Annotated in this window: 21 protein-coding genes; 5 read left to right on the top strand and 16 right to left on the bottom strand. The window is 68.7% G+C overall.

The genetic code is table 11. From position 1 onward, the window contains the following. The first annotated feature begins 142 nt into the window (after positions 1–142). On the top strand, positions 143–793 hold the full coding sequence (locus HJ588_RS08515) for a cob(I)yrinic acid a,c-diamide adenosyltransferase (RefSeq protein WP_171153961.1): 651 nt from the start codon (positions 143–145) through the stop codon (positions 791–793). Between the two features lie 446 nt (positions 794–1,239). Here HJ588_RS08515 and HJ588_RS08510 read toward each other — a convergent pair whose 3' ends face one another. Together HJ588_RS08510 and HJ588_RS08505 are read right to left on the bottom strand one after the other, a co-directional pair. Continuing rightward, positions 1,240–1,671 (bottom strand): DUF2550 family protein, encoded by a 432-nt coding sequence (locus tag HJ588_RS08510; protein ID WP_171153959.1) that lies wholly within the window; start codon positions 1,669–1,671, stop codon positions 1,240–1,242. 7 nt (positions 1,672–1,678) lie between these two features. Continuing rightward, positions 1,679–1,948: a F0F1 ATP synthase subunit epsilon gene (locus HJ588_RS08505; protein ID WP_343036641.1), complete on the bottom strand. Its 270-nt coding sequence runs from the start codon at positions 1,946–1,948 to the stop codon at positions 1,679–1,681. Positions 1,949–2,093: 145 nt separating this feature from the next. Between HJ588_RS08505 and HJ588_RS08500 the strand changes: the two genes are divergently transcribed. Next, positions 2,094–2,885 carry a TerC family protein gene (locus tag HJ588_RS08500; RefSeq protein ID WP_171153958.1) on the top strand — a complete coding sequence of 264 codons (792 nt, stop codon included), beginning with the start codon at positions 2,094–2,096 and terminating at the stop codon, positions 2,883–2,885. 7 nt (positions 2,886–2,892) lie between these two features. Here the strand turns inward: HJ588_RS08500 and asnB are convergent, their stop codons facing one another. After that, the gene (asnB, locus tag HJ588_RS08495; protein WP_171153957.1) at positions 2,893–5,538 is read right to left on the bottom strand and encodes an asparagine synthase (glutamine-hydrolyzing); all 2,646 of its coding nucleotides are present in this window, start codon (positions 5,536–5,538) and stop codon (positions 2,893–2,895) included. Between the two features lie 103 nt (positions 5,539–5,641). On the opposite strand from asnB, the gene HJ588_RS08490 reads away from it, so the two are divergent. Continuing rightward, entirely contained in the window at positions 5,642–6,289 is a 648-nt protein-coding gene (locus HJ588_RS08490; RefSeq protein ID WP_171153956.1) for a hypothetical protein, read from the top strand. A gap of 55 nt (positions 6,290–6,344) precedes the next feature. Beyond that, a complete protein-coding gene (locus HJ588_RS08485) occupies positions 6,345–7,166 on the top strand; it encodes a hypothetical protein (RefSeq protein ID WP_171153955.1) in 822 nt (273 codons plus the stop codon). Between the two features lie 139 nt (positions 7,167–7,305). On the opposite strand, the gene HJ588_RS08480 is transcribed toward HJ588_RS08485, so the two are convergent. The 13 genes from HJ588_RS08480 to HJ588_RS08420 all read right to left on the bottom strand — a co-directional run bounded on the left by HJ588_RS08480 (position 7,306) and on the right by HJ588_RS08420 (position 19,993). Further along, complete coding sequence (locus HJ588_RS08480; protein WP_171153954.1) at positions 7,306–8,589, bottom strand: solute carrier family 23 protein; 1,284 nt, start codon at positions 8,587–8,589, stop codon at positions 7,306–7,308. 84 nt (positions 8,590–8,673) lie between these two features. Next, complete coding sequence (gene atpD / locus HJ588_RS08475; RefSeq protein ID WP_171153953.1) at positions 8,674–10,176, bottom strand: F0F1 ATP synthase subunit beta; 1,503 nt, start codon at positions 10,174–10,176, stop codon at positions 8,674–8,676. A 24-nt stretch (positions 10,177–10,200) separates the two neighbouring features. Continuing rightward, positions 10,201–11,115, bottom strand: a complete 915-nt coding sequence (locus HJ588_RS08470; protein ID WP_171153952.1) for a F0F1 ATP synthase subunit gamma — start codon at positions 11,113–11,115, stop codon at positions 10,201–10,203. A gap of 41 nt (positions 11,116–11,156) precedes the next feature. After that, positions 11,157–12,794 carry a F0F1 ATP synthase subunit alpha gene (atpA, locus tag HJ588_RS08465; RefSeq protein ID WP_171153951.1) on the bottom strand — a complete coding sequence of 546 codons (1,638 nt, stop codon included), beginning with the start codon at positions 12,792–12,794 and terminating at the stop codon, positions 11,157–11,159. Between the two features lie 106 nt (positions 12,795–12,900). Continuing rightward, positions 12,901–13,713, bottom strand: coding sequence for a F0F1 ATP synthase subunit delta (locus HJ588_RS08460; protein WP_171153950.1), 813 nt, complete (start codon positions 13,711–13,713; stop codon positions 12,901–12,903). Next, positions 13,713–14,297 carry a F0F1 ATP synthase subunit B gene (locus HJ588_RS08455; RefSeq protein WP_171153949.1) on the bottom strand — a complete coding sequence of 195 codons (585 nt, stop codon included), beginning with the start codon at positions 14,295–14,297 and terminating at the stop codon, positions 13,713–13,715. Before HJ588_RS08455 ends, HJ588_RS08460 begins: the two co-directional genes overlap by 1 nt. 50 nt (positions 14,298–14,347) lie before the next feature. Next, positions 14,348–14,560 carry an ATP synthase F0 subunit C gene (atpE, locus tag HJ588_RS08450; protein ID WP_171153948.1) on the bottom strand — a complete coding sequence of 71 codons (213 nt, stop codon included), beginning with the start codon at positions 14,558–14,560 and terminating at the stop codon, positions 14,348–14,350. Between the two features lie 127 nt (positions 14,561–14,687). Further along, complete coding sequence (gene atpB / locus HJ588_RS08445) at positions 14,688–15,512, bottom strand: F0F1 ATP synthase subunit A (protein WP_171153947.1); 825 nt, start codon at positions 15,510–15,512, stop codon at positions 14,688–14,690. Between the two features lie 199 nt (positions 15,513–15,711). Continuing rightward, the gene (locus HJ588_RS08440; protein ID WP_171153946.1) at positions 15,712–16,191 is read right to left on the bottom strand and encodes a Cg1360 family ATP-synthase-associated protein; all 480 of its coding nucleotides are present in this window, start codon (positions 16,189–16,191) and stop codon (positions 15,712–15,714) included. A gap of 219 nt (positions 16,192–16,410) precedes the next feature. Continuing rightward, positions 16,411–17,487 carry an MraY family glycosyltransferase gene (locus HJ588_RS08435; protein WP_171153945.1) on the bottom strand — a complete coding sequence of 359 codons (1,077 nt, stop codon included), beginning with the start codon at positions 17,485–17,487 and terminating at the stop codon, positions 16,411–16,413. A gap of 33 nt (positions 17,488–17,520) precedes the next feature. Continuing rightward, the gene (locus tag HJ588_RS08430; protein ID WP_171153944.1) at positions 17,521–18,804 is read right to left on the bottom strand and encodes a serine hydroxymethyltransferase; all 1,284 of its coding nucleotides are present in this window, start codon (positions 18,802–18,804) and stop codon (positions 17,521–17,523) included. A gap of 10 nt (positions 18,805–18,814) precedes the next feature. Next, positions 18,815–19,756, bottom strand: coding sequence for an L-threonylcarbamoyladenylate synthase (locus tag HJ588_RS08425; RefSeq protein WP_171153943.1), 942 nt, complete (start codon positions 19,754–19,756; stop codon positions 18,815–18,817). Positions 19,757–19,846: 90 nt separating this feature from the next. Further along, positions 19,847–19,993, bottom strand: coding sequence for a hypothetical protein (locus HJ588_RS08420; RefSeq protein ID WP_171153941.1), 147 nt, complete (start codon positions 19,991–19,993; stop codon positions 19,847–19,849). A 168-nt stretch (positions 19,994–20,161) separates the two neighbouring features. On the opposite strand from HJ588_RS08420, the gene HJ588_RS08415 reads away from it, so the two are divergent. Continuing rightward, on the top strand, positions 20,162–20,722 hold the full coding sequence (locus HJ588_RS08415; protein WP_171153938.1) for a pentapeptide repeat-containing protein: 561 nt from the start codon (positions 20,162–20,164) through the stop codon (positions 20,720–20,722). Positions 20,723–20,757: the final 35 nt, after the last annotated feature.

Raw genomic sequence — 20,757 nt, 5'->3', positions numbered from 1 at the left:
GGTCTCCTCGTTCGCATGTATTGACGCACGAGGATGCCGCCTCGTTGGGCACGCTGAGGTCACAGTTCGGTAAACCGGCGCACGAATGCGGCACGGAGGGCAGTCGCCCGGCGGTAGTGCGGCGGCTGCGAGGATGGCCCGCATGGTGATCCTGAGCCGCATCTACACCCGCACCGGAGACGCCGGCACGACCGCGCTCGGCGACTTCAGCCGGACCAGCAAGAACGACCCGCGGCTGGTCGCCTACGCCGACACCGACGAGGCGAACAGCACGATCGGCGTCGCGATCGCGAGCGGCGACCTGCGCGACGACCTGGCGGCCACGCTCACCCGCGTGCAGAACGAACTGTTCGACGTCGGCGCCGACCTGTGCACGCCTCTCGTGGAGGATCCGGAACACCCGCCGCTGCGGGTCAAACAGCCGTGGATCGATGATCTGGAGGCCGACTGCGACCGGCTCGGCGACGAGGTGGAGACCCTCCGGTCGTTCATCCTGCCCGGCGGCACGATCGGAGCCGCGCAGCTGCACGTGGCGCGCACGGTCGCCCGCCGCGCCGAGCGAGCCGCCTGGGCCGCGGTCGAGACGTATGGCGACGCACCCGCTCCCGCCGGCAGCGAGCGTGGCCAGGGCGGCGTCAACCCGCTCACCGCGACCTATCTGAACCGGCTCTCGGATCTGCTCTTCCTCGCCGCCCGGGTCGCGAACCTCCCGCGCGGCGGCGACGTGCTGTGGCAGCCGGGCGGCGGCCGCGAGTCCGGGCCGGACGCCCACGAGTCTCCCACCGGCGACTGACGCGTCAGCGGTCGAGTGACGGCGCGATCGGGCCGTCGCTCGGCGAGGGAGCCGTCAGTCGCGGCGCGTGCAGAAGTCGCAACGATCGCGAGCTGCGCACGCCAAACCCGCCCGGGCCGTGCACAAGTCGCAACGATCGCGAGCTGCGCACGCCAAACCCGCCCGGGCCGTGCACAAGTCGCAACCGTCGCGAGCTGCGCACGCGAAACCAGCTCGGAGTGTGTGGGCCGTGCACAAGTCGCAACCGTCGCGGGCTATGCACGCGATGGCACCCCACCGGCGACTGACGCGTCACCGGTCGAGTGACGGCGCGATCGGGCCGTCACTCGGCGAGGGAGCCGTCAGTCGCGGGAGTGGGAGCGGCTGCCGGAGCGGAGGCGGGACTGTGAGTGGAGGCGGGAGTGGGAGTGAAGGTGGGGTGAGAGTGGGAGCAGCAGTCGCCGGGATCAGGCGACGTTGACGCCCCGGCCGGGCGGCGCCGACTCCGACCAGGAGCGCAGGGCCGTGTAGTCACCGCGCGCGACGGCGATGCGGAAGCTCCGCCCGCCCGCCTGACAGTCCACCTGCACCGGGTCGACGATCGCGATCGGGCGGTTGCCGGCGACCGGCTCCGGTGAGCCGAGGTCGAGGTCGCCGCGGACCCACACCCATCGCGGCCGCAGCCCGAGGCCGACGAGCGCGAACCACTGGACGTCGTGGGTGGTGAGCCGGGTCATGCCGAGCTTCCAGCCGTCCTCGCCGCGAGCGAGCGCGACGAGCGCCATGGGTTCGCCCCGGGCGATCAGACGCCGGCGCAGCACCATGCCGGCGAGCACCAGCACGACGAGCAACACCAGGCACGCGAGACCGACCCCAATCCAGTCGATCGTCGCGGCCATCCGGTGCTCAGGCGGTCAGAGCCGTGGCGTCGACGCGCTCGGCGACGAGACGCACCTGGTCCTTGTCGACCGAGATGAAGCCGCCGTCGATGGTGATCGTGCTGCGCTTGCCGTCGATCGGGTCGATGTGCACCTCACCGTTGCCGAGCACGGCGAGCATCGGCGAGTGACCCGGCAGGATGCCGATCTCGCCCTCGACGGTGCGCGCGGACAGCTGCTTGGCCTCACCGCTCCAGACCTTGCGGTCGGGGGCGACGATCTCGACGTTGAGGCTCACGGGGCAACAGCTCCTTGGAGTATGGCGGGGCGCTCCACCGTCGACGCCGGTGGACTTTGGGCTAGTCTACCCGGCCGCGCAGGTGGCGCTGACCGCGCCGTCGCGCGGAACTGCCGCCATACCTCCGACGTTAGGGGCGATAACTATGGACTTCTTCTCAAGCCCAGACCTGTGGGTCGCGTTCCTGACCCTTTTCGCTCTCGAGCTGGTGCTCGGCATCGACAACGTCGTCTTCATCTCGATCCTCACCGGCCGGCTGCCGGAGCACCAGCGGCCCAAGGCCCGCTTCGTCGGACTGAGCCTGGCCCTGGTGCTGCGCATCCTGCTGCTGATGGTCGCCTCGTGGATCATCGGTCTGAAGTCGACACTGATCTCGATCGGCGACGCGTCGGCCCTGCAACTGTCCGGCCGCGACCTGATCCTGATCGTCGGTGGCGCGTTCCTGGTCTACAAGGCAGTCACCGAGATCCACGAGAAGCTCGAGGGCGTGGAGGAGCACGGCTCCGACGGCACACCGGGAACGGCCAGCAAGTCGAGCACCTTCGCCCGGGTGATCGTGCAGATCCTGCTGATCGACATGGTCTTCTCGCTCGACTCGGTGATCACCGCGGTCGGCATGGTCGACCAGCTCTACATCATGGTGGCGGCCGTGGTCCTGTCGATCGGCCTGATGATGGTCCTCGCCGGCCGGATCAGCGCCTTCGTCAACGAGCACCCGACGGTGAAGATGCTCGCGCTGAGCTTCCTGGTGCTGATCGGCTCGACGCTGCTGGCCGAGGGTTTCGACGTACACCTCGACAAGGCCGTGATCTACGGCCCGATCGCCTTCGCGATCGCGGTCGAGGCGCTCAACCTGACCTACCGCAAGCGACAGGCCGCCCGCCGGCACCAGCCGGCGAGCGACCCGGTGCACCTGCACAGCAAGTACGAGGCCTGAGCCGGTCCTACCGCTCGACCACGATCGCCATCGGGGTCTGCTCGCCGCCCTGCCCCAGCGGGTTGTCGGCGAACATCTCCTCAAACCGGGTGCGGTCGCCGGCGACATCGCTGCCGAGCACGTTGCGGCCGATGTCGTTGGCGTCCATCACCACGGTGCCTCCGAACGTCTGGGCGTATGCCGCAGGCACCCGCGACCGGATCAGCGCCGACAGCCGGGCCGACACCTCGTCGGGGTCCTTCGGCGCGAGCTTCGCCGACACGTTGGACGGGTAGGCGGAGTACTCGGTCGGTCCGTCGATCGCGCGGATGTCGCCGCCGACCAGCTCGTAGAACATGCCGCGCTTGCCGATCAGCTTGCCGACCGCGCCGCCGGCGCTGGCGTAGAGCACCCGCGGCAGGCCGGCCTCCTGGATCGCCAGCTGCATGGTGAACGGCGACCCGAGCCCGATGCCAGCCGGCGTGCGGGTGACGTACTTGGACAGCACCCGGGCCGGGCGTCCGACGTTGATGTCCCAGATGAAATAGGAACGGCCCTGGGTGATCGCGACGATCTTCTCCGAAATGAAGAAGTACCAACGCTTTCCGGCCAGTTGCGCGGCGTGCTCGGGGTCGGCGTCGAGCTCCTTGAAGAAGCCGTCGATCTCGTCGGCGACGCGCGCGTCGAGGTCGTCCTCCCGGCTGAACAGCTCGGTGCGCAGCGGGTAGCGGCGTACGGTCTGGCCGGACGCGGTGACCAGGTCGAGCTCCTTGCCCTCGTTGGCCTCCAGGTCGGTCTTGATCCGCACCGGCGCGTCCTGGTCGGCGTCGTGCTCATCGAAGAACTCGCGCAGCCACAGCTCGATGTTGAGCAGTCGCCAGAACATCATCGAGTCGACGTCGTTGGTGCCCTTGATCCAGCCCTCGAAGGCGTGCAGCACCTCGGGCTGGTCGAAGTAGGGACGGCCGGCGAACGACTCCGACAGAAAGATCCCGTAGAAGTGGTTCTTCAGCCGCATGAACCACTCGCCCTGCGGGGTGGTGAAGCCGATCTTGTTGCGGCGCCGGTTGATCGACTCCGGCAGCAGCCCACGGGTGGCGTCGCGCAGCACCCGCTTGTTCCAGCCGTTCTTGATGATCGCCTCGTCGGAGAGGCTGAAGATGAACTTCACCACCTCTTTGTCGAGGAACGGCACGCGCCCCTCGAGCGAGAAGCGCATGGTGTTCTTGTCCTCGTAGCGCAGCAGCGACGGGAGCGACCCGACGAAGAGATCCTCGATCAGGCGCTTCTTGAGGTTGCTGCCCTCGACGGCGTAACGCTCCCCCGCGTAACGCTGGGCGAAGTCGCTGCCCATCAGCTGGGTGGCCGGAATCCCCTTCTGCCGCTTGAGTTTCGCCTTCAGCTTGAAGCGGCCGAGCCGGTAGATGACGTCGAGGCTCCGGGCCAGCTCGGCGGCCGCCTTGGTCGCGCCCTGGGCGCGCAGCTGGCGCAGGTAGACGAAGTAGTAGGGGATGTAGCCGGCCATCATCTCGTCGGCGCCCTGGCCGTCGAGCAGCACGGTCACGTGCTGGGTCGCCTCGCGCATCACCTGATACTGCGCGTAGGGACCGGAGGAGATCAGCGGCTCCTCCTGGGTGCGGATGAAGTCGCGCAGGTCGGCCTTGAACTCGTCGGCGGTCGGCAGGATCTTGTGCGCGTCGACGTGCCCGCGGCAGATGTCGAGCACCGCGTCGACGTACTTCTCCTCGTCGTTGAGCGAGCCGGGGAAGACGGCGGAGAAGGTGTTCTGCTGGGCGCCGACCGACTCCTTGGTGGTCTCGTCGCCCTGGTTGAGCAGCTGGTTGATAATCACCGCGACCGCGCTGGAGTCGAGCCCACCCGACAGCGAGGTGCCGACCGGCACCTCGGACTGCAGCCGGAGGCGGACTGCCTCGATCAGGCGCGCCTTGTAGTCCGCGGCCGCGGCATCGTCATACGGGCGCTGCTCGGTGGCGAGCTCGGCGAGCTCCTCGCGCAGGCGGGTGTATGGCGCCCGCTGCACCCCGCTCGCGTCGACGGTGAGCGCCTCCCCCGGCTCGAGTCGCTCGATGCCGTCGAAGAACGTCTCGCGGCCGTCCTCGTGGATGCGGAAGCGCAGGTAGCGGTAGATGGTGCGGTCGTTCGGCTTCTTCTCGTAGAGGCCGGACGCGAGGATCGACTTGATCTCGGAGGCGAACAGGAAGGTGTCGCCGACCTGCGCGACATACAACGGCTTGATGCCGAAATGGTCGCGGCTCAGGGTGAGGCGCTGCTCCTTGCCGTCCCAGACCGCCAGGCCCCACATGCCGTTGAAGCGGTCGAACGCCTCGACGCCCCACTGCGCGAACGCCTCCAGCACGACCTCGGTGTCGGAGTCGGTGGTGAACTCGTGACCCAGCTGCTCCAGCTCGGCGCGCAGCTGCAGGTAGTTGTAGACCTCGCCGTTGTAGACGATGGTGAAGCGGCCGTCCTTGGTGGTCATCGGCTGCTGGCCGTGCGCGACGTCGATGATCGACAGGCGGCGGTGGCCGAGGCCGAGCTCGCCGTCGGTGAAGGTGCCCTGACCGTCGGGGCCACGGTGCGCCTGGCTGTCGTTCATCCGCTGCAGCATCGCTGCGTTGCCGCCCGGGCCGAGGTATCCGACGATTCCACACATGCGGGCCAGCTTATTTCGTGGAGTCCGCCATACCTAAACGGCGCGGCTGATCACCGGCCGGCGACCAGACTTCTCCCAGAGTCCGCTCCTAGCGTCGGCGCCCATGTCCATGAAAACCGCTCGCTATGCAGCAATTCCCTCCGCACTGACCCTCGTGCTGATCACCGGGTGCAACAGTGGCTCCGGATCGTCCGCCGCGAGTTCGCAGCCGGCCGCCGGCGGTTCGTCGACCGCGATGGCGTCGTCGGCTCCGGCATCCGGCGCGGCAGGCGGGTCGGCAGGGGCATCGACAGGCGGGTCGGCAGGCGCGTCGGCATCGGCGGCCTCCGCCGACCAGTGCCCGACCTCCAATACGCGCTCGTTCGCCAAGACCCGCTTCGTGACCGACCTCGGACTGGCCGCGGGCACCTTCCACCGCTGGCTCTACAAGCCCTACCAGGCCGGGCAGTTCAAGAAAGGTGCCAACGGCCGGATCAAGGCCGGCATCAAGGCGGCCGCGATCACCGCGCTCGACATCAAACTGCTCGACAACGCCAAGAAGAACGCCCAGGCCAACCCGACCCTCTGCAAGCACCTCTACCAGCCGATCAGCAACGCCGTCGACAAGCTCGGCAACCTCAAGGGCGAGATCACCTCGGGCAACCTGACCTCGGCGGTCGCCACCAACGGCATCCTGGGCTCGATCCTCAGCACTGCCAAGCAGAACGGCCTCAACGTCACCGAGACGACCGATCAGAGCAAGGCGTCGTAGTTCGCCGTCGGCGTCATTGCCGGCCGGCGCAGCCCGGGCGTGACAGCATGACCCGGTGATCGGGATCCTGGGGGCCGTGGCCGCGGCGATCGCCTACGGCACGGCCACGATCCTCCAGGCGATCGGGGTGCGCCGGCTCGCGGCGGTACCCACCGGGTCGGGCTGGGCCGCCCGCGCCCGCGCGGGGAGGCTGTATGCCGTGGGCCTCGCCCTCGACGGCCTCGGCTTCCTGTTGTCCTTCGCGGCGCTGCGCAGCTTGCCGCTCTTCCTGGTCGAGTCGATGCTCGCCTCGTCGGTCGCGGTGACCGCGGTGCTGGCCGTCGTGGTGCTCCACGTCCGGCTCAGCGGACGCGAGGTCGCTGCGCTGCTCGTCGTCGCGATCGGGCTGGTATTGCTTGCGATCAGCGCGGAGGAAGGACCCGGCCGGCACGTCGGCACGCGCGGCGGCTGGTGGCTGTTCGCGCTCGGGGTGCTGGTCGCGCTGGTCTTCGCGGCCGGTTACCTCGACCGCTCCCCCGCGCGCTCGTCGGTCGTGCTCGCCGTCGCGAGCGGGCTCGGCTTCGGAGTGACCGGCATCGTCGCGCGGGTGCTCGAAGCGTCGGATCCGTGGTGGCACACCGCCCGCCAGCCGCAGCTGTGGGCGCTGGTCATCGCCGGAGCAGTCGCGATCGTCGCCTACGGCTTCGCGCTGGATCGGGGACGCACGACCAGCGTCGCCGCAATCACCTTCGCGGTCGAGACGATCGTCCCGGCTGCGATCGGCCTGGCCTTCCTCGGCGACCAGGTGCGGCACGGGTTCGTCGTCGTCGCGCCGATCGGTTTCGCCGTCACGCTCGCCGGCTGTCTCGCGCTCGCCGGCCGCGCCGAGGTGGAGTGACGCTCCGCCGCCCCAGACCGAGAGGTCCACAACCGGACCGAGCGGACCACGAAATGGCCCGATTTTCCTAGCCCGCTGGATGCGGACGTGTGCCTCTCGGTCGAGGGGTCGTGGCCGGTCAGTCGCGGGTCGTGGCCGGTCAGTCGCGGGTGCCGGCGGCCGGGTCGCTCCCGCGCCAGCGGTCGAGCGCGGCCATCACATGGTACGCAAGCAGCACCGCCATCGTGCCGAGTGCGATGCCGGCCAGTTGCACGCTGCCGATCTTCCAGGTGAAGTCGGCGATGCCGACGATCAGCCCGATCGCGGCCGGGATGAGGTTGACCGGGTTGCCGAAGTCGATGCGCGACTCGACCCAGATGCGCGCGCCGAGCAGCCCGATCATGCCGTAGAGCACGACACCGGCCCCGCCGAGCACCCCGACCGGGATCGTCGCGATCGCCTCGCCGAACTTCGGGCAGAAGCTGAGCAGCAGCGCGGCGACCGCGGCCACCCAGTAGGCGGCCGTGGAGTAGACCTTGGTCGCGGCCATCACGCCGATGTTCTCGGCGTAGGTGGTGGTGCCCGACCCGCCGCCGAGACCGGCCAGCGCGGTCGCCGCACCGTCGGCGAAGAGCGCCCGCCCGGAGACGTCGTCGAGGTCCCGGCCGGTCATCTGCGCGACCGATTTCACGTGGCCGATGTTCTCCGCGACGAGCACCAGCACGACCGGCACGAACAACGCCACCACGCTGAAGTCGAAACTCGGCGAGTGGAACGGCGGCAGCCCCACCCAGTCGGCCTTGCCGACCGCGGTGAAGCTCACCTCGTCCCGTATGACGGCAGTGACGTAACCGGCGGCGATCCCGGCGAGGATCGCCAGCCGCCCGACCAGGCCCCGGCCGAGCACGGTGACCAGGCAGATCACCACCACCGTGACGGTCGCCGTCACGGGCGCCTTCACGTAGTTGGCCTTGGCGGCGCCGGCCAGGTTGAGCCCGATCAGCGCGACGATCGCACCGGTGACCAGGGGCGGCATCAGCGCGCGGATCCAGCCCGCACCCACCGCCTGTACGACGATGCCCACGACCGCGAGGGCGACCCCGGCGAGCACGACGCCGCCGAGGGCCCCCGCCATACCGTGGTCGGCCTTGGCCGCGGTGATCGGGGCGATGAAGGCGAAGGACGAGCCGAGGTAGCTCGGCACCCGGCCCGCGGTCACGATCAGGAAGAGCATCGTGCCGATGCCGGAGAAGAACAGCGTCGTCGCCGGCGGGAAACCGGTCAGCAGCGGCACCAGGAAGGTCGCGCCGAACATCGCCACGACGTGCTGCACGCCGATGCCGATGGTGCGCGGCCAGCTCAGGCGCTCGTCGGGAGCCACCACCTCGCCCGCCGCGATCGTCCGGCCGTCACCATGCAGGGTCCACGAGGGCAGCAACTTCACGAACAGCGAGCATATGGGGCGCCGGGACGCGGCAGCGCCCCGGACCAGGGCGGGTCCGGGGCGCTGCCCGAGAAGGAGAGAAGGTCAGCCCTCGCTGTCCTGCTTCTCCAGCTCCTTGGCCTTCTTGTAGACGTCGTCCAGGCCACCGCACATGAAGAACGCCTGCTCCGGGATGTCGTCGAGGTCACCGTCGGCGATCTTGTTGAACGCCTCGATGGTCTCCGACAGCGGCACGGTCGAACCCTCGATGCCGGTGAACTGCTTGGCGACGTAGGTGTTCTGGGACAGGAAGCGCTCGATGCGACGCGCGCGGTTGACGAGGATCTTGTCCTCCTCCGACAGCTCGTCGATGCCGAGGATCGCGATGATGTCCTGCAGCTCCTTGTTGCGCTGCAGGATCTGCTTCACGCGCACCGCGGTGTCGTAGTGCTCCTTGCTCACGTACCGCGGGTCGAGAATGCGCGACGTCGAGGTGAGCGGGTCCACCGCCGGGTAGATACCCTTCGAGGCGATGTCACGCGAGAGCTCGGTGGTCGCGTCGAGGTGGGCGAAGGTGGTCGCCGGTGCCGGGTCGGTGTAGTCGTCGGCCGGCACGTAGATCGCCTGCATCGAGGTGATCGAGTGACCACGCGTGGAGGTGATGCGCTCCTGCAGCTCGCCCATCTCGTCGGCCAGGGTCGGCTGGTAGCCCACCGCGCTCGGCATACGGCCGAGCAGGGTCGACACCTCCGAACCCGCCTGGGTGAAACGGAAGATGTTGTCGATGAAGAGCAGCACGTCCTGGTTCTGCACGTCGCGGAAGTACTCCGCCATCGTCAGCGCCGAGAGCGCCACGCGCAGACGGGTGCCCGGCGGCTCGTCCATCTGGCCGAAGACGAGCGCGGTCTGACCGAGCACGCCGGCCTCGTCCATCTCGACCATGAGGTCGTTGCCCTCACGGGTGCGCTCGCCGACGCCGGCGAACACCGACACACCACCGTGGTCGCGGGCCACACGCGCGATCATCTCCTGGATGAGCACGGTCTTGCCGACACCGGCACCGCCGAACAGGCCGATCTTTCCACCCTGCACGTAGGGGGTCAGCAGGTCGATGACCTTGATGCCAGTCTCGAACATCTGGGTCTTGGACTCCAGCTGGTCGAACGCCGGGGACTTGCGGTGGATGCCCCACCGCTCCTTGATGTCGAGCTTCTCGCCCTCTTCGAGGTTGAGCGCCTCGCCGGTGGCGTTGAAGACCTTGCCGAGGGTGCCGTCGCCGACGGGCACCATGATCGGGCCGCCGGTGTCCTGCACCGGCTGGCCGCGGACCACACCGTCGGTCGGCTGCAGCGAGATCGCGCGCACCATGTTGTCGCCGATGTGCTGCTCGACCTCGAGCTTGATCTGCTTCTTGCCCTCGTTCTCGCCGCCCTCGTTGGACAGGTCGACCTCGAGGGTCAGCATGTTGAAGATGTCCGGCATGCCATCGGTGGGGAACTCCACGTCGATGACCGGACCGATGACTCGGGCGACGCGTCCGACGGCACCAGGCTTGGTTTCCTCGGCCTTCTTGTCGAGGACGTCGACCTCGTGGGCAATCTCAGTCATGTCTTTCCTTAATTCCGTATGACGTCAGGACGCGTCTGCCAGAGCGCTGGCACCGCCGACGATCTCGCTGATCTCTTGGGTGATCTCGGCCTGCCGCGCCTGGTTGGCGAGGCGGGTGTAGGTCTTGATGAGGTCCTCGGCGTTGTCGGTCGCGGACTTCATCGCACGCTGACGGGCCGCGAGCTCGGAGGCCGCCGACTGCAGCAACGCGTTGTAGATGCGTGCCGTGACGTACTTCGGCAGCAGCGCGTCGAGCACCTCGTCGGCGCTCGGCTCGAACTCGTAGAGCGGCAGCGGACCCGAGTCGGGCTTGCCGTCACCATCGGTGTCGATCTCACCCTCGACGACCTCCAGCGGCAGCAGGCGCACGACCTGCGGCTCCTGGGTGACCATGCTGACGAAGCGCGTGTAGACCAGGTGCACCTCGTCGACGCCGCCCTCCTCGCTGCCGGCGATGAACTGGCTCGTCAGCTCGTCCCCGATCTCCTTGGCGATCTCGAAGTCGGGGCCGTCGGTGAAGCCGGTCCACTCCTTGGCGAAGTCACGCCGCCGGAAGCGGTAGTAGCTGACCGCCTTGCGCCCGACCAGGTAGGCGACGACCTCCATGCCCTCGTTGGTCAGCCGCTCGATGAGCTCGGCCGACTTCTTGATGGCGTTGACCGAGTAGGCACCCGCCAGCCCGCGGTCGCTGGTGCAGATCAGCACCGCCGCGCGCTTGGGATTGTCCCGCTCGGTGGTGAGGGGGTGGTCGGTGTTGCTGTTCGTGGCCACCGCGGAGCACGCCCGGGTGAGGGCCAACGCGTACGGCGTCGACTCCTCGACCCGCTTGCGGGCCTTGACCACCCGCGACGCGGCGATGAGCTCCATCGCGCGGGTGATCTTCTTGGTGGCCTGGACGGACCGGATGCGCTGGCGGTAGATCCGCGTCTGCGCTGCCATGTCGTCCCCTTCCTCGTCTCGTGGTGGTCAGCTAACGGCGATCAGTTGGACCGCTGCTTGACGATCTGCGCCTGGTCGATCTGGTCCTGGGCGATCTCGTCGTGCGACACAGCACCCTCGCCGCCGTGCTCCGGGCCGGCCTGGAACTGCGACTTGACTTGTCTAATCGTCTCCTCGAAGACCCGCTTGGCGTCGTCGTCGAGCTTGGTGGTCTCCTCGATCGCGTCGAGAGTGCCCTTCTGCTCGCGCTTCAGCGCGTCGAGGAACTCCGCCTCGAAGCGCGGCACGTCGTCGACGGCCACGTCGTCGAGCTGCCCCGTCGTACCCGCCCAGATCGAGGCGACCTGGCTGGACAGCGAGTAGGGGTCGTTCTGCGGCTGCTTGAACAGCGCCATCAGACGGTCACCACGCGCCAACTGGTGGCGGGAGGCGGCGTCGAGGTCGGAGGCGAACATCGCGAACGCCTGCATCTCGCGGTACTGCGCCAGGTCGACCTTGATCGAACCGGTGACGGCCTTCATCGCCTTGGTCATGGCGGCACCACCGACACGCGACACCGACACACCGACGTCGACCGCCGGGCGCTGGTTGGCGTTGAACAGGTCGGCCTGCAGGTAGATCTGGCCGTCGGTGATCGAGATGACGTTGGTCGGGATGTATGCCGAGACGTCGCCCGCCTTGGTCTCGATGATCGGCAGACCGGTCATCGAGCCGCCGCCGAGCTCGTCGGACAGCTTCGCGCAACGCTCGAGCAGCCGGCTGTGCAGGTAGAACACGTCGCCCGGGTAGGCCTCGCGGCCCGGCGGACGGCGCAGCAGCAGCGACATGGCGCGGTAGGCCTCGGCCTGCTTGGTCAGGTCGTCGAAGACGATCAGGACGTGCTTGCCCTGGTACATCCAGTGCTGGCCGAGCGCGGAGCCGGTGAACGGCGCGAGGTACTTGAAGCCCGCGGCGTCGCCGGCCGGCGCGTTGACGATGGTGGTGTACTCCATCGCACCGGCCTCTTCGAGGGTGCGGCGCACCTCGGCGACGGTGGAGTTCTTCTGGCCGACCGCGACGTAGATGCAGCGCACCTGTTTGTTGGGGTCACCGGTCGCCCAGTTGGCCTTCTGGTTGATGATCGTGTCGGTGGCGATCGTGGTCTTGCCGGTCTTGCGGTCACCGATGATCAGCTGGCGCTGGCCACGGCCGATCGGGGTCATCGCGTCGATCGCCTTGATGCCGGTCATCATCGGCTCGAAGACCGACTTACGGGACACGACGTTGGGGGCCTGCAGCTCCAGCTCACGGCGGGTCTCGGCCTTGATCTCGCCGAGGCCGTCGAGCGGCTGGCCGAGCGGGTTGACGACCCGGCCGAGGAACGCGTCGCCGACGGGGACCGAGAGCACCTCGCCGGTGCGCTTGACCTCCTGGCCCTCCTCGATGCCACCGAAGTCGCCGAGCACGACGACACCGATGTCGTGCACGTCGAGGTTGAGCGCGATGCCGAGCGTGCCGTCCTCGAACTTCAGCAGCTCGTTGGTCATCGCCGACGGCAGGCCCTCGACGTGCGCGATGCCGTCAGCGGCGTCGGCGACCGTGCCGACCTCTTCGCGGCTCGCGGCACCCGGCTCGTAGGACCGGACATAGCCGTCCAGTGCTTCCCGGATCTCGTCCGGACGGATCGAAAGCTCCGTCATTGTTCCTTCTCCTCTTCGGGGCTGGTGGCCCGTAGGTCCTGCTTCAGCGTGTATGCCGTTGTCGTTGGTGCAAATCACGTCGGTGCGAATGACGCTGGGGCGAAGGTCAGCCCGCCATGCTGCGGCGGACGTCCTCCAGACGGGTTGCGATGGTGCCGTCGATGACCTCGTCGCCGACCTGCACCCGCAGGCCGCCGACCACGGCGGGGTCGACCAGGACGTTGATCTGCACCGGGCGGCCGTAGAGACCGGCCAGTGCCCGGCCGAGACGGGCCCGCTGCTCGGCGGTCGGTTCGACGGCGGCGGTCACCGTGGCGACCAGTTGGTCGCGCAGTTGCGCGGCCACGTCGACATACGACTCGAGCACCCGCTCGACGCGGCGCCCACCCGGGTTGGCCGCGGCCTGGCGAGCCAGGCGCACCGTCTCCGGAGCGGCCTTGCCCTCGAGCAGCGTGCCGACCAGGTCGGCCTTGTCGGCGCCCGAGCGGCGACGGTCGCCGAGCGCGTCGCGCAGGCCGGAGTCCCGGGCCACCGTGCGCTCGAAGCGGAACAGCTCGTCCTCGACCTGGTCGAGCCGGCCGGCCCGCTCCGCGGCGGTCAGCACGGCTTCGACGCCGAGCTGGTCCAGCGCGTCGCCGAGGTCACGCTCGTCGGCCCACCGCTGCCCGACCGCGACGCGGACGACCTCCAGCACCCCGTCGCTGACCTTGCCGCCGAACAGCTTGTCGGCGAGGCCACGCCGGGCCGCCGCGTCGCTGGTCGGGTCGGTCAGCGCACGGCGCAGCGGGGCGCTGCTGCCGAGCACGCGGGAGACCGCGAACAGCTCGTCGCCCACCGCCGCCGGATCGACGCCGGAGGCGAGCAGCTGCGTGAGGTCCTGCCGCGAGGTCAGCAGTGCGGCGCGGGACGGCCCCTGCATCAGACGCCCTCGTCGGCGCCGCCGACCTTCTGCGGCTTCACGGCGCCGGTCTCGAGGTCGGCGAGGAAGCGCTCGACGATGCCGCGCTGGCGGGTCTCGTCCTCGAGCGACTCCCCGACGATCTTGCCGGCGAGGTCGGTGGACAGCCGGCCGACGTGACCGCGCAGCTCGACCTGGGCCTGCTGACGCTCGGCCTCGGTCTGCTTGTGCGCGCTGTCGATGATGCGGTCGGACTCGGCGCCCGCCTGGTCGCGCATCTCGGCGATGATCTGCGCGCCCTGCGAGCGGGCGTCCTCACGGATGCGAGCAGCTTCGGCGCGGGCGTCGGCCAGCTGGGCCTCGTACTGCGACTTGGCCTGCTCGGCTTCCTTCTGCGCCTGCTCCGCCTGCTCCATACCGCCCTCGATGGCGGCGGTGCGCTCGGCGTACATCTGCTCCATCCGCGGCACGACCTTGGTCTTCATCAACCAATAGACGATCGCGAAGAAGATCAGACCGGCGATCATCTCTCCCGGCTGCGGCAGCAGCGGGAGCTTGTCGGGCCAACCGACCTCGCCACCGCTCGCCTTAACGATGCTCAACATGGGTCACTCCTGGAGCGCTGAACCTAGGGACTCGGGGAACGTTCGAAGGCTCAGGCTGAGCGGAAGACGAACGCGAAGACCAGACCCAGGATCGCCAGCGCCTCGGTCAGGGCCATACCGGTGAAGGCGATGGTCTGCAGCATGCCGCGGGCCTCGGGCTGACGGGCGACGCCGTTGATGTAGGCGGCGAAGATCAGGCCGATGCCGATACCCGGGCCGATGGCGGCGAGACCGTAGCCGAGGAAGGCAATGTTTCCACCCATTGTGTTTGTTTCCTTTCGAGTGGCCCGAGACGGTTTTCCCGGGCCGCTTGGGGTTTCTTGCGGGTCAGTGTGAAGTTGTAGGGCCTGGACCGGCCGTCTCTGTCACCGTCAGTGATCTCAGTGACGGTCAGTGACTGTCGGAGACGGCGTCGGCTAGGTAGATCGCGGTCAGCAGCGTGAAGATGAACGCCTGCAGGAACTCGATGAGCAACTCGAAGAACATCATCAGGATCGCGAAGAGGAAGGAGAACGCGCCCGAGACGTTGATGAACGGGTTGTCACCGTGCAGCAGCAGGTATTCGCCGCCGAGGATGAAGACCAGCAGCATCAGGTGGCCGGCCATCATGTTGCCGAAGAGTCGCAGGGCCAGCGTGAGCGGCCGGATGACGAAGTAGGTCAGGAACTCCAGCACGAACATGATCGGCTTGAGCCAGCCCGGCAGCCCGGGAGGGGTGAGCGACCCGAGGTACTTGCCGAAGCCGCCCTTATGCCGGACCGCGGTCACGTGATAGACGACGTAGACGATCGCGGTGAGCACGATCGGGAAGGCGATGCGGCCGGTCGTCGGGTACTGCACGAACGGGATCACACCGGCGATGTTGTTGAGCAGGATGACCGTGAAGAGGCTCAGCAGCAGCGGGATGAACGGCTTGAAGTTCTTGCTGCCGATGATGTCCTGGCCCATGGTGTTGCGCACGAAGCCGTAGGCCTGCTCGGTCAGCCACTGACGCTTGCTCGGCACCAGCTGGAGGTTCTTGGTCGCGGAGAGGAAGAACCAGCAGATCAGGATGCAGGAGAGGATCCAGACGAGGGCCGGACGGGTGAAGGTGAACGAGTTGGTGTCGCTGCCGATGAGCGGCCACCAGAAGTCCTTGGTGCCCGGCGTCTCGAAGCTGTCGGTCGGCACCGCGCCGCGGAGGCTGCCTGCCGCAGCCACCAGGGTTGTACTCACAAGATCTCCTCGGCCAGTGATACGTCGGTCGGTCGGGCTGGGGTCGGCGCGAGTTCGCGCCGGAAAAGTTGTCGGGCAGGCACTGCGGGCACCGCGAAATCGCCGCACACGTGGCTGGCCACTGCGTACGCTACCGGACGGTGTCCGGTGCTGGGGACGCGGCCGTTGTCATATCGACCTGAGTGCAGGCTGAACCAGGTCATGGCTGCCGCTCCGAGGACTCGGAAGACCCGGCCGGCACGTCGTACACCGGCTGCCGCAGCCGGATGAACGCCACGACCTGCGCCGCCTGCCAGACCAGGGTGACCGCGATGACCCCGATCGCGAATGCCGGACCGTCCAGCCAGGAGGCCTCGGAGAGTCCGAAGATCACGATGCCGAGGAAAATGACCTGGGCCAGGTAGATCGCGAGCGCGCCGGCCATCATCGCGTGGGCGTTGTCGCCGACCATCTTGTCCATCAGCAGCAGTCCGCCGGAGAAGAAGACCAGGGCGATCGCTGCGCCGAGCGCCGCGGACCAGCCGCCTTCGGCCCCGCGGAAGATCCAGCAGCCCGCGGCCGCGAGGGGGAGCATCCAGACCGACGCCCGCAGACCCGCCCGGAGCATGACCGCGAACGGGCGGTTGCTGAGCGCGACGCCACGCTTCACCGGCGTGGCCGCGGGGTCGGAGTCCGTCATGATGGGGCCCCCGCGAAGTACCGAGCGAAGCGAGGACTTCGTGGGGTGATCATTGGGCTCTACTCAATCTGCTCAATCTGCCTGGGTCGTGGGCGTCGGAGGGGCGTCTCGCGAAGCGGCATACAGGCTGTCCGAGACTGCTCCAGAACACCCTGTCTTCGTGCTTGTGAAAACTATCACAAGCTCCTGTGAGACACGAAATCGGCTCTGCCACAAGGCTTACCCGATCCTCGGCAGACCCAACGTCAGGCCGAGCGAAAGCGCGAGCAGGCCGAAGAGCAGGGCCGTCGCCCAGGGGCTCGACAGGTAGTTGTAGGCCAGCACTCCCCCGGCCGCGGAGGCCGACCACAGGTAGAGCAGGAGGACCGCCCGGCGGTGCGGGTGGCCCATCCGCATCAGCCGGTGGTGCAGGTGCTTCTTGTCGGGATGCCAGAACTTCCCGCCGCGCCGGATGAACGCCAGCACCACGTCGAGCACCGGCAGCGCGAGGATCACCACCGGCAGCGCGATCGGCAGCAGGATCGCCACGCTCGACTGCTTGGTGTCCGAGGACGGATCGAAGTTGCCGGTGAAGGAGATCGTGGCGGTCGCGAGCAGCAACCCGAGCAGCAGCGCGCCGGCGTCGCCCATGAAGAGCTTCGCCGGATGGAAGTTGTGCGGCAGGAAGCCGAGGCAGCAGCCGACGATGGCGGCCGAGATGAAGGTCGCCATCGTGAAGACGCTCTGGTCGTCGTTGGGCCGGGTCGTGTAGCTCCAGATGAAGAACGCCGTGGCCGCGATCGCGACCGTCCCGGCCGCCAGCCCGTCCAGGCCGTCGGCGAAGTTGACCGCCTGCGTCGTCGCGATCACGACCAGCACGGTCAGCCCCTGCAGCACCTGCTGCGGCAGGATCGTCTGGGTCCCGAAGACCGGCAGGAAGAGCAGCTGCACCCCGCCGAGCGCCGCCATCACCAGGGCGGCCAGCACGGTGCCGGCCACCTTGGTGAGGGGGTCGAGGTCGCGGAAGTCGTCGACCGCGCCGAGCACGGTGATGATGCCGGCGGCCACCAGCACCCAGAAGAGGTTGGAGTAGTCGATCCGGTTGCCGAGATAGGGCAGCTGCGACGCGATCAGGATCGACGCGGCGAAGCCGAGCAGCATCGCCAGGCCACCGAGCCGCGGGATCGGCACGGTGTGCACGTCCCGCACGCGCACCGGGGTGACCGCGTTCCACCGGATGGCCGCCCAGCGGATGCCGGGCGTCGCCACGAAGGTGATCGCGGCCGCCACGATGGCGACGAGCAGGTATTCACGCACGTGCTGATCTCGGTGTCGCGGCCGGCGCCGCGATCAGGCGCCGGGGGCGGGGTATGCCGGGAAGCGTCCGACCAGCTCGGTCACCTGGGCGCGCACGTCCTTGGCGACCTGGTGCTCCGGGTCGCCGTCGCCCTTGGTGATCGCGGTGTTGATCAGCTCGGCGATGAGCTTCATCTCGTCGGTGCCCATGCCCTGGGTGGTCACGCTCGGCGAGCCGACGCGGATGCCGGAGGCGATGTTGGGCTTGGCCGGGTCGAAGGGGATGGCGTTCTTGTTGAGCACGATGCCCGCGGCGTCGGCGCGCTTCTCCGCGTCGGCCCCGGTGACGCCGATGCCCTGCAGGTCGTGCAGGGAGAGGTGGGTGTCCGTGCCGCCGGTCGTCGGGCGAATCCCGAACTCCCCCAACGAGGTTGCCAGCTGCTGGGCGTTGGCGATGACCTGCCGCGCGTAGTCGCGGTATTCCGGGGTGTTGCACTCCTTGAAGTTGACCGCCTTGGCCGCGATCGAGTGCATCTGCGGGCCGCCCTGCATCATCGGGAAGACCGCCTTGTCGATCGCCTTGGCGTGCTCCTCCTTGCAGACGATCGCGCCGGCGCGCGGGCCGCGCAGCACCTTGTGGGTGGTGAAGGAGACGACATCGGCATACGGCACCGGGCTGGGGATCGCCTGCCCGGCGACAAGACCGATGAAGTGGGCGGCGTCGACCCAGAAGATCGCGCCGACCTCGTCGGCGAGCTTGCGGAAGAACTCGAAGTCGATCAGCCGCGGGATGGCCGAGCCGCCGGCGAGGATCACCTTCGGCTTGTGCTCCTTGGCGAGGCGCTCGACCTCGTCGTAGTCGATGTTCTCGGTCTCCTTGTCGACGCCGTAGCCGATCGCGTTGAACCACTTGCCGGAGAAGCTGACCTTGGTGCCGTGGGTGAGGTGGCCGCCCATCGGCAGCGACATCGCGAGGATGGTATCGCCGGGCTGCATGAACGCGCCGTAGACGGCCTGGTTGGCGCTCGCGCCCGAGTGCGGCTGCACGTTGGCGTGGTCGGCGCCGAAGAGCTCCTTGCACCGGTCGATCGCGAGGTTCTCGGCGACGTCGACGACCTCGCAGCCGCCGTAGTAGCGGCGGCCGGGGTAGCCCTCGGCGTACTTGTTGGTCAGGGTCGAGCCGAGCGCGGTGATGACCGCGGGGCTGGACATGTTCTCGCTGGCGATCAGCTGCAGACCGCCGCGGATGCGGTCGAGCTCGTCGACCAGCACCCCGGCGATCTCCGGGTCGAAGTCCTGCAGCGCGGCGTAGTCGGGGCCGTAGTAGGGCGTGCTCATGTCGGACACCTTATTTCTCGTGGTCGGGCTGGTCGTGCCGGCCGGAGGACGGACCAGCGGGATCGTGCGGCGCGTCCTGCTCCCACTGCTGACCGAGGGTCGGCGGGTGTGCGGGCGCGTCGGCGGAGTCGTGGATGACGGGCTGGTCGGCGTCGGGCTGGTCGACGGGCTGGTCGTCGGGCTGGTCCTGAATTGACTGGTCGGCCGGCTTGTCGAGGTCGATCGCGGCACCGGCCGAGCCGTCGTCGCCGGCCGGCTTGTCGAGGTCGACCGGGTGCTCGGGCACCGCCGAGTTGACCGCGCGCCCGCTGATCAGCTCGACGTCGCCGAGAACCTTGCGCAGTGCGTCGTCGGAGATCGTGCCCTCGCGCAGCACCACCGGGTCGGGCTTGGTGCAGTCGAGGATCGTCGAGGAGGTGTCGGCGCCGCGCTCGCCGCCGTCGAGGTAGACGTCGACGTAGTGGCCGAGCATGAAACCGGCCTCGGTGACGGTGGTGGCCGATGGCTTGCCGGTGCGGTTGGCCGAGCTCACCGCGAGCGGGCCGGTGCGCTCCAGCACCGCCAGGGCAATCTCGTCGTCGGGCATCCGCAGCCCCACGGTGCCGTTGGTGTCGCCGAGGTCCCAGGCGAGAGACTGCTGCGCGCGCAGCACGAGCGTGAGTCCGCCGGGCCAGAACGCGTCGATCAGCCGCCATACGTATGACGGGACGGCCATCGCCAGGCCGTCGACCGTCTGCCGGTTGGGGATCAGCACCGGCGGCGGCATCTCGCGGCCGCGGCCCTTGGCCTCCAGCAACTGACCGACCGCGGCGGCGTTGAACGCGTCGGCGGCGATGCCGTAGACGGTGTCGGTCGGGATGACCACGCACTCCCCGCGCAGGATCGCGTCGCTTGCGGCGGTGATGCCCTCGTCACGGGATTCGGGCGTGCTGCAATCGAAGACCGGGCTCACGCGGGCAAGTTTGTCAGATCGGCCGGGACGCCGAGGGTGCGCCCGAGCTACCGGTCGGCCGGGGCGTCGGCACCGGTGGGCTCGGGCAGCTCAACCCTCGAGTTCGTGCAGCACGTCGACGCGGCGAAAACCGAACGCCTCGTTGGCGCGCTGCATCGGCGCGTTGTGCCGCTCGGTGTGCGTCTGCACGAAGCGACGGCCGGCACGCAGGCGCTCGGGCAGGTCGGTAGCCGGCACCCCCTGCCGTCGGCGGTCAGGGCCGCGGTGCGCAGCCGGGTCCAGCCCTGCCGACTTGTGCCACGACTACCGGACTTGTCCCACGAACACCCGACTTGTCACGTGCTGTAGCACGTGACAAGTCCCATATTGGTGGACCAGTCGGTGCCCGCTGCCAGACTCGTGCCCATGGAACTCGTCGACCAGACGTATGCCGGGCCCGAACTGCGCAGGCTGCTCGCGGACGCCACTGAAGCGGTCGAGCTGGTGCGCTGCGACCTGACCCGCGCGGACCTGCGCGACGCCGACCTGACCGAGGTCGCGTTCACCGACTGCGTGCTCGACGAGGCACGTCTGGACGGCGCGTCGATGGGCGGTGCGCGGCTCGTCGGGTGCCGCCTGATGGGCGTCTCGATGCCACAGACCCGTGGGCTCGGTTTCACCATCCAGCGGTCGAACCTCTTCGCCGCCAACCTGATCGGCGCCGTGCTGTCGCACACCGATCTCACCGGGTGCCGCTTCACCGAGGCGATCCTGCGCGGCACCGACCTGCGCTCCTCCACCCTCGACGGGTGCGACCTGACCCAGGCCGACCTCTACGACGCCAACCTCGACGGCGCCGATCTGCGCGGCGCCTCGCTCGGGCCGTGCGACCTCGACCGGCTGCGCGTGCTCAAGGGCGCGATGATCACCACCGAGCAGGCCCGGGAGATCGTCGTGGAGCTCACCGGCGCGGTCGTGCTCGACTGAACCGATCAAGCAATCGGGCCCGTTTCCACCCACGA

It is taken from the genome of Flexivirga aerilata, from assembly GCF_013002715.1.
In the GTDB taxonomy this organism is placed as follows: Bacteria; Actinomycetota; Actinomycetes; order Actinomycetales; family Dermatophilaceae; genus Flexivirga; species Flexivirga aerilata.
This window is presented reverse-complemented; position numbering and strand designations above follow the sequence as displayed.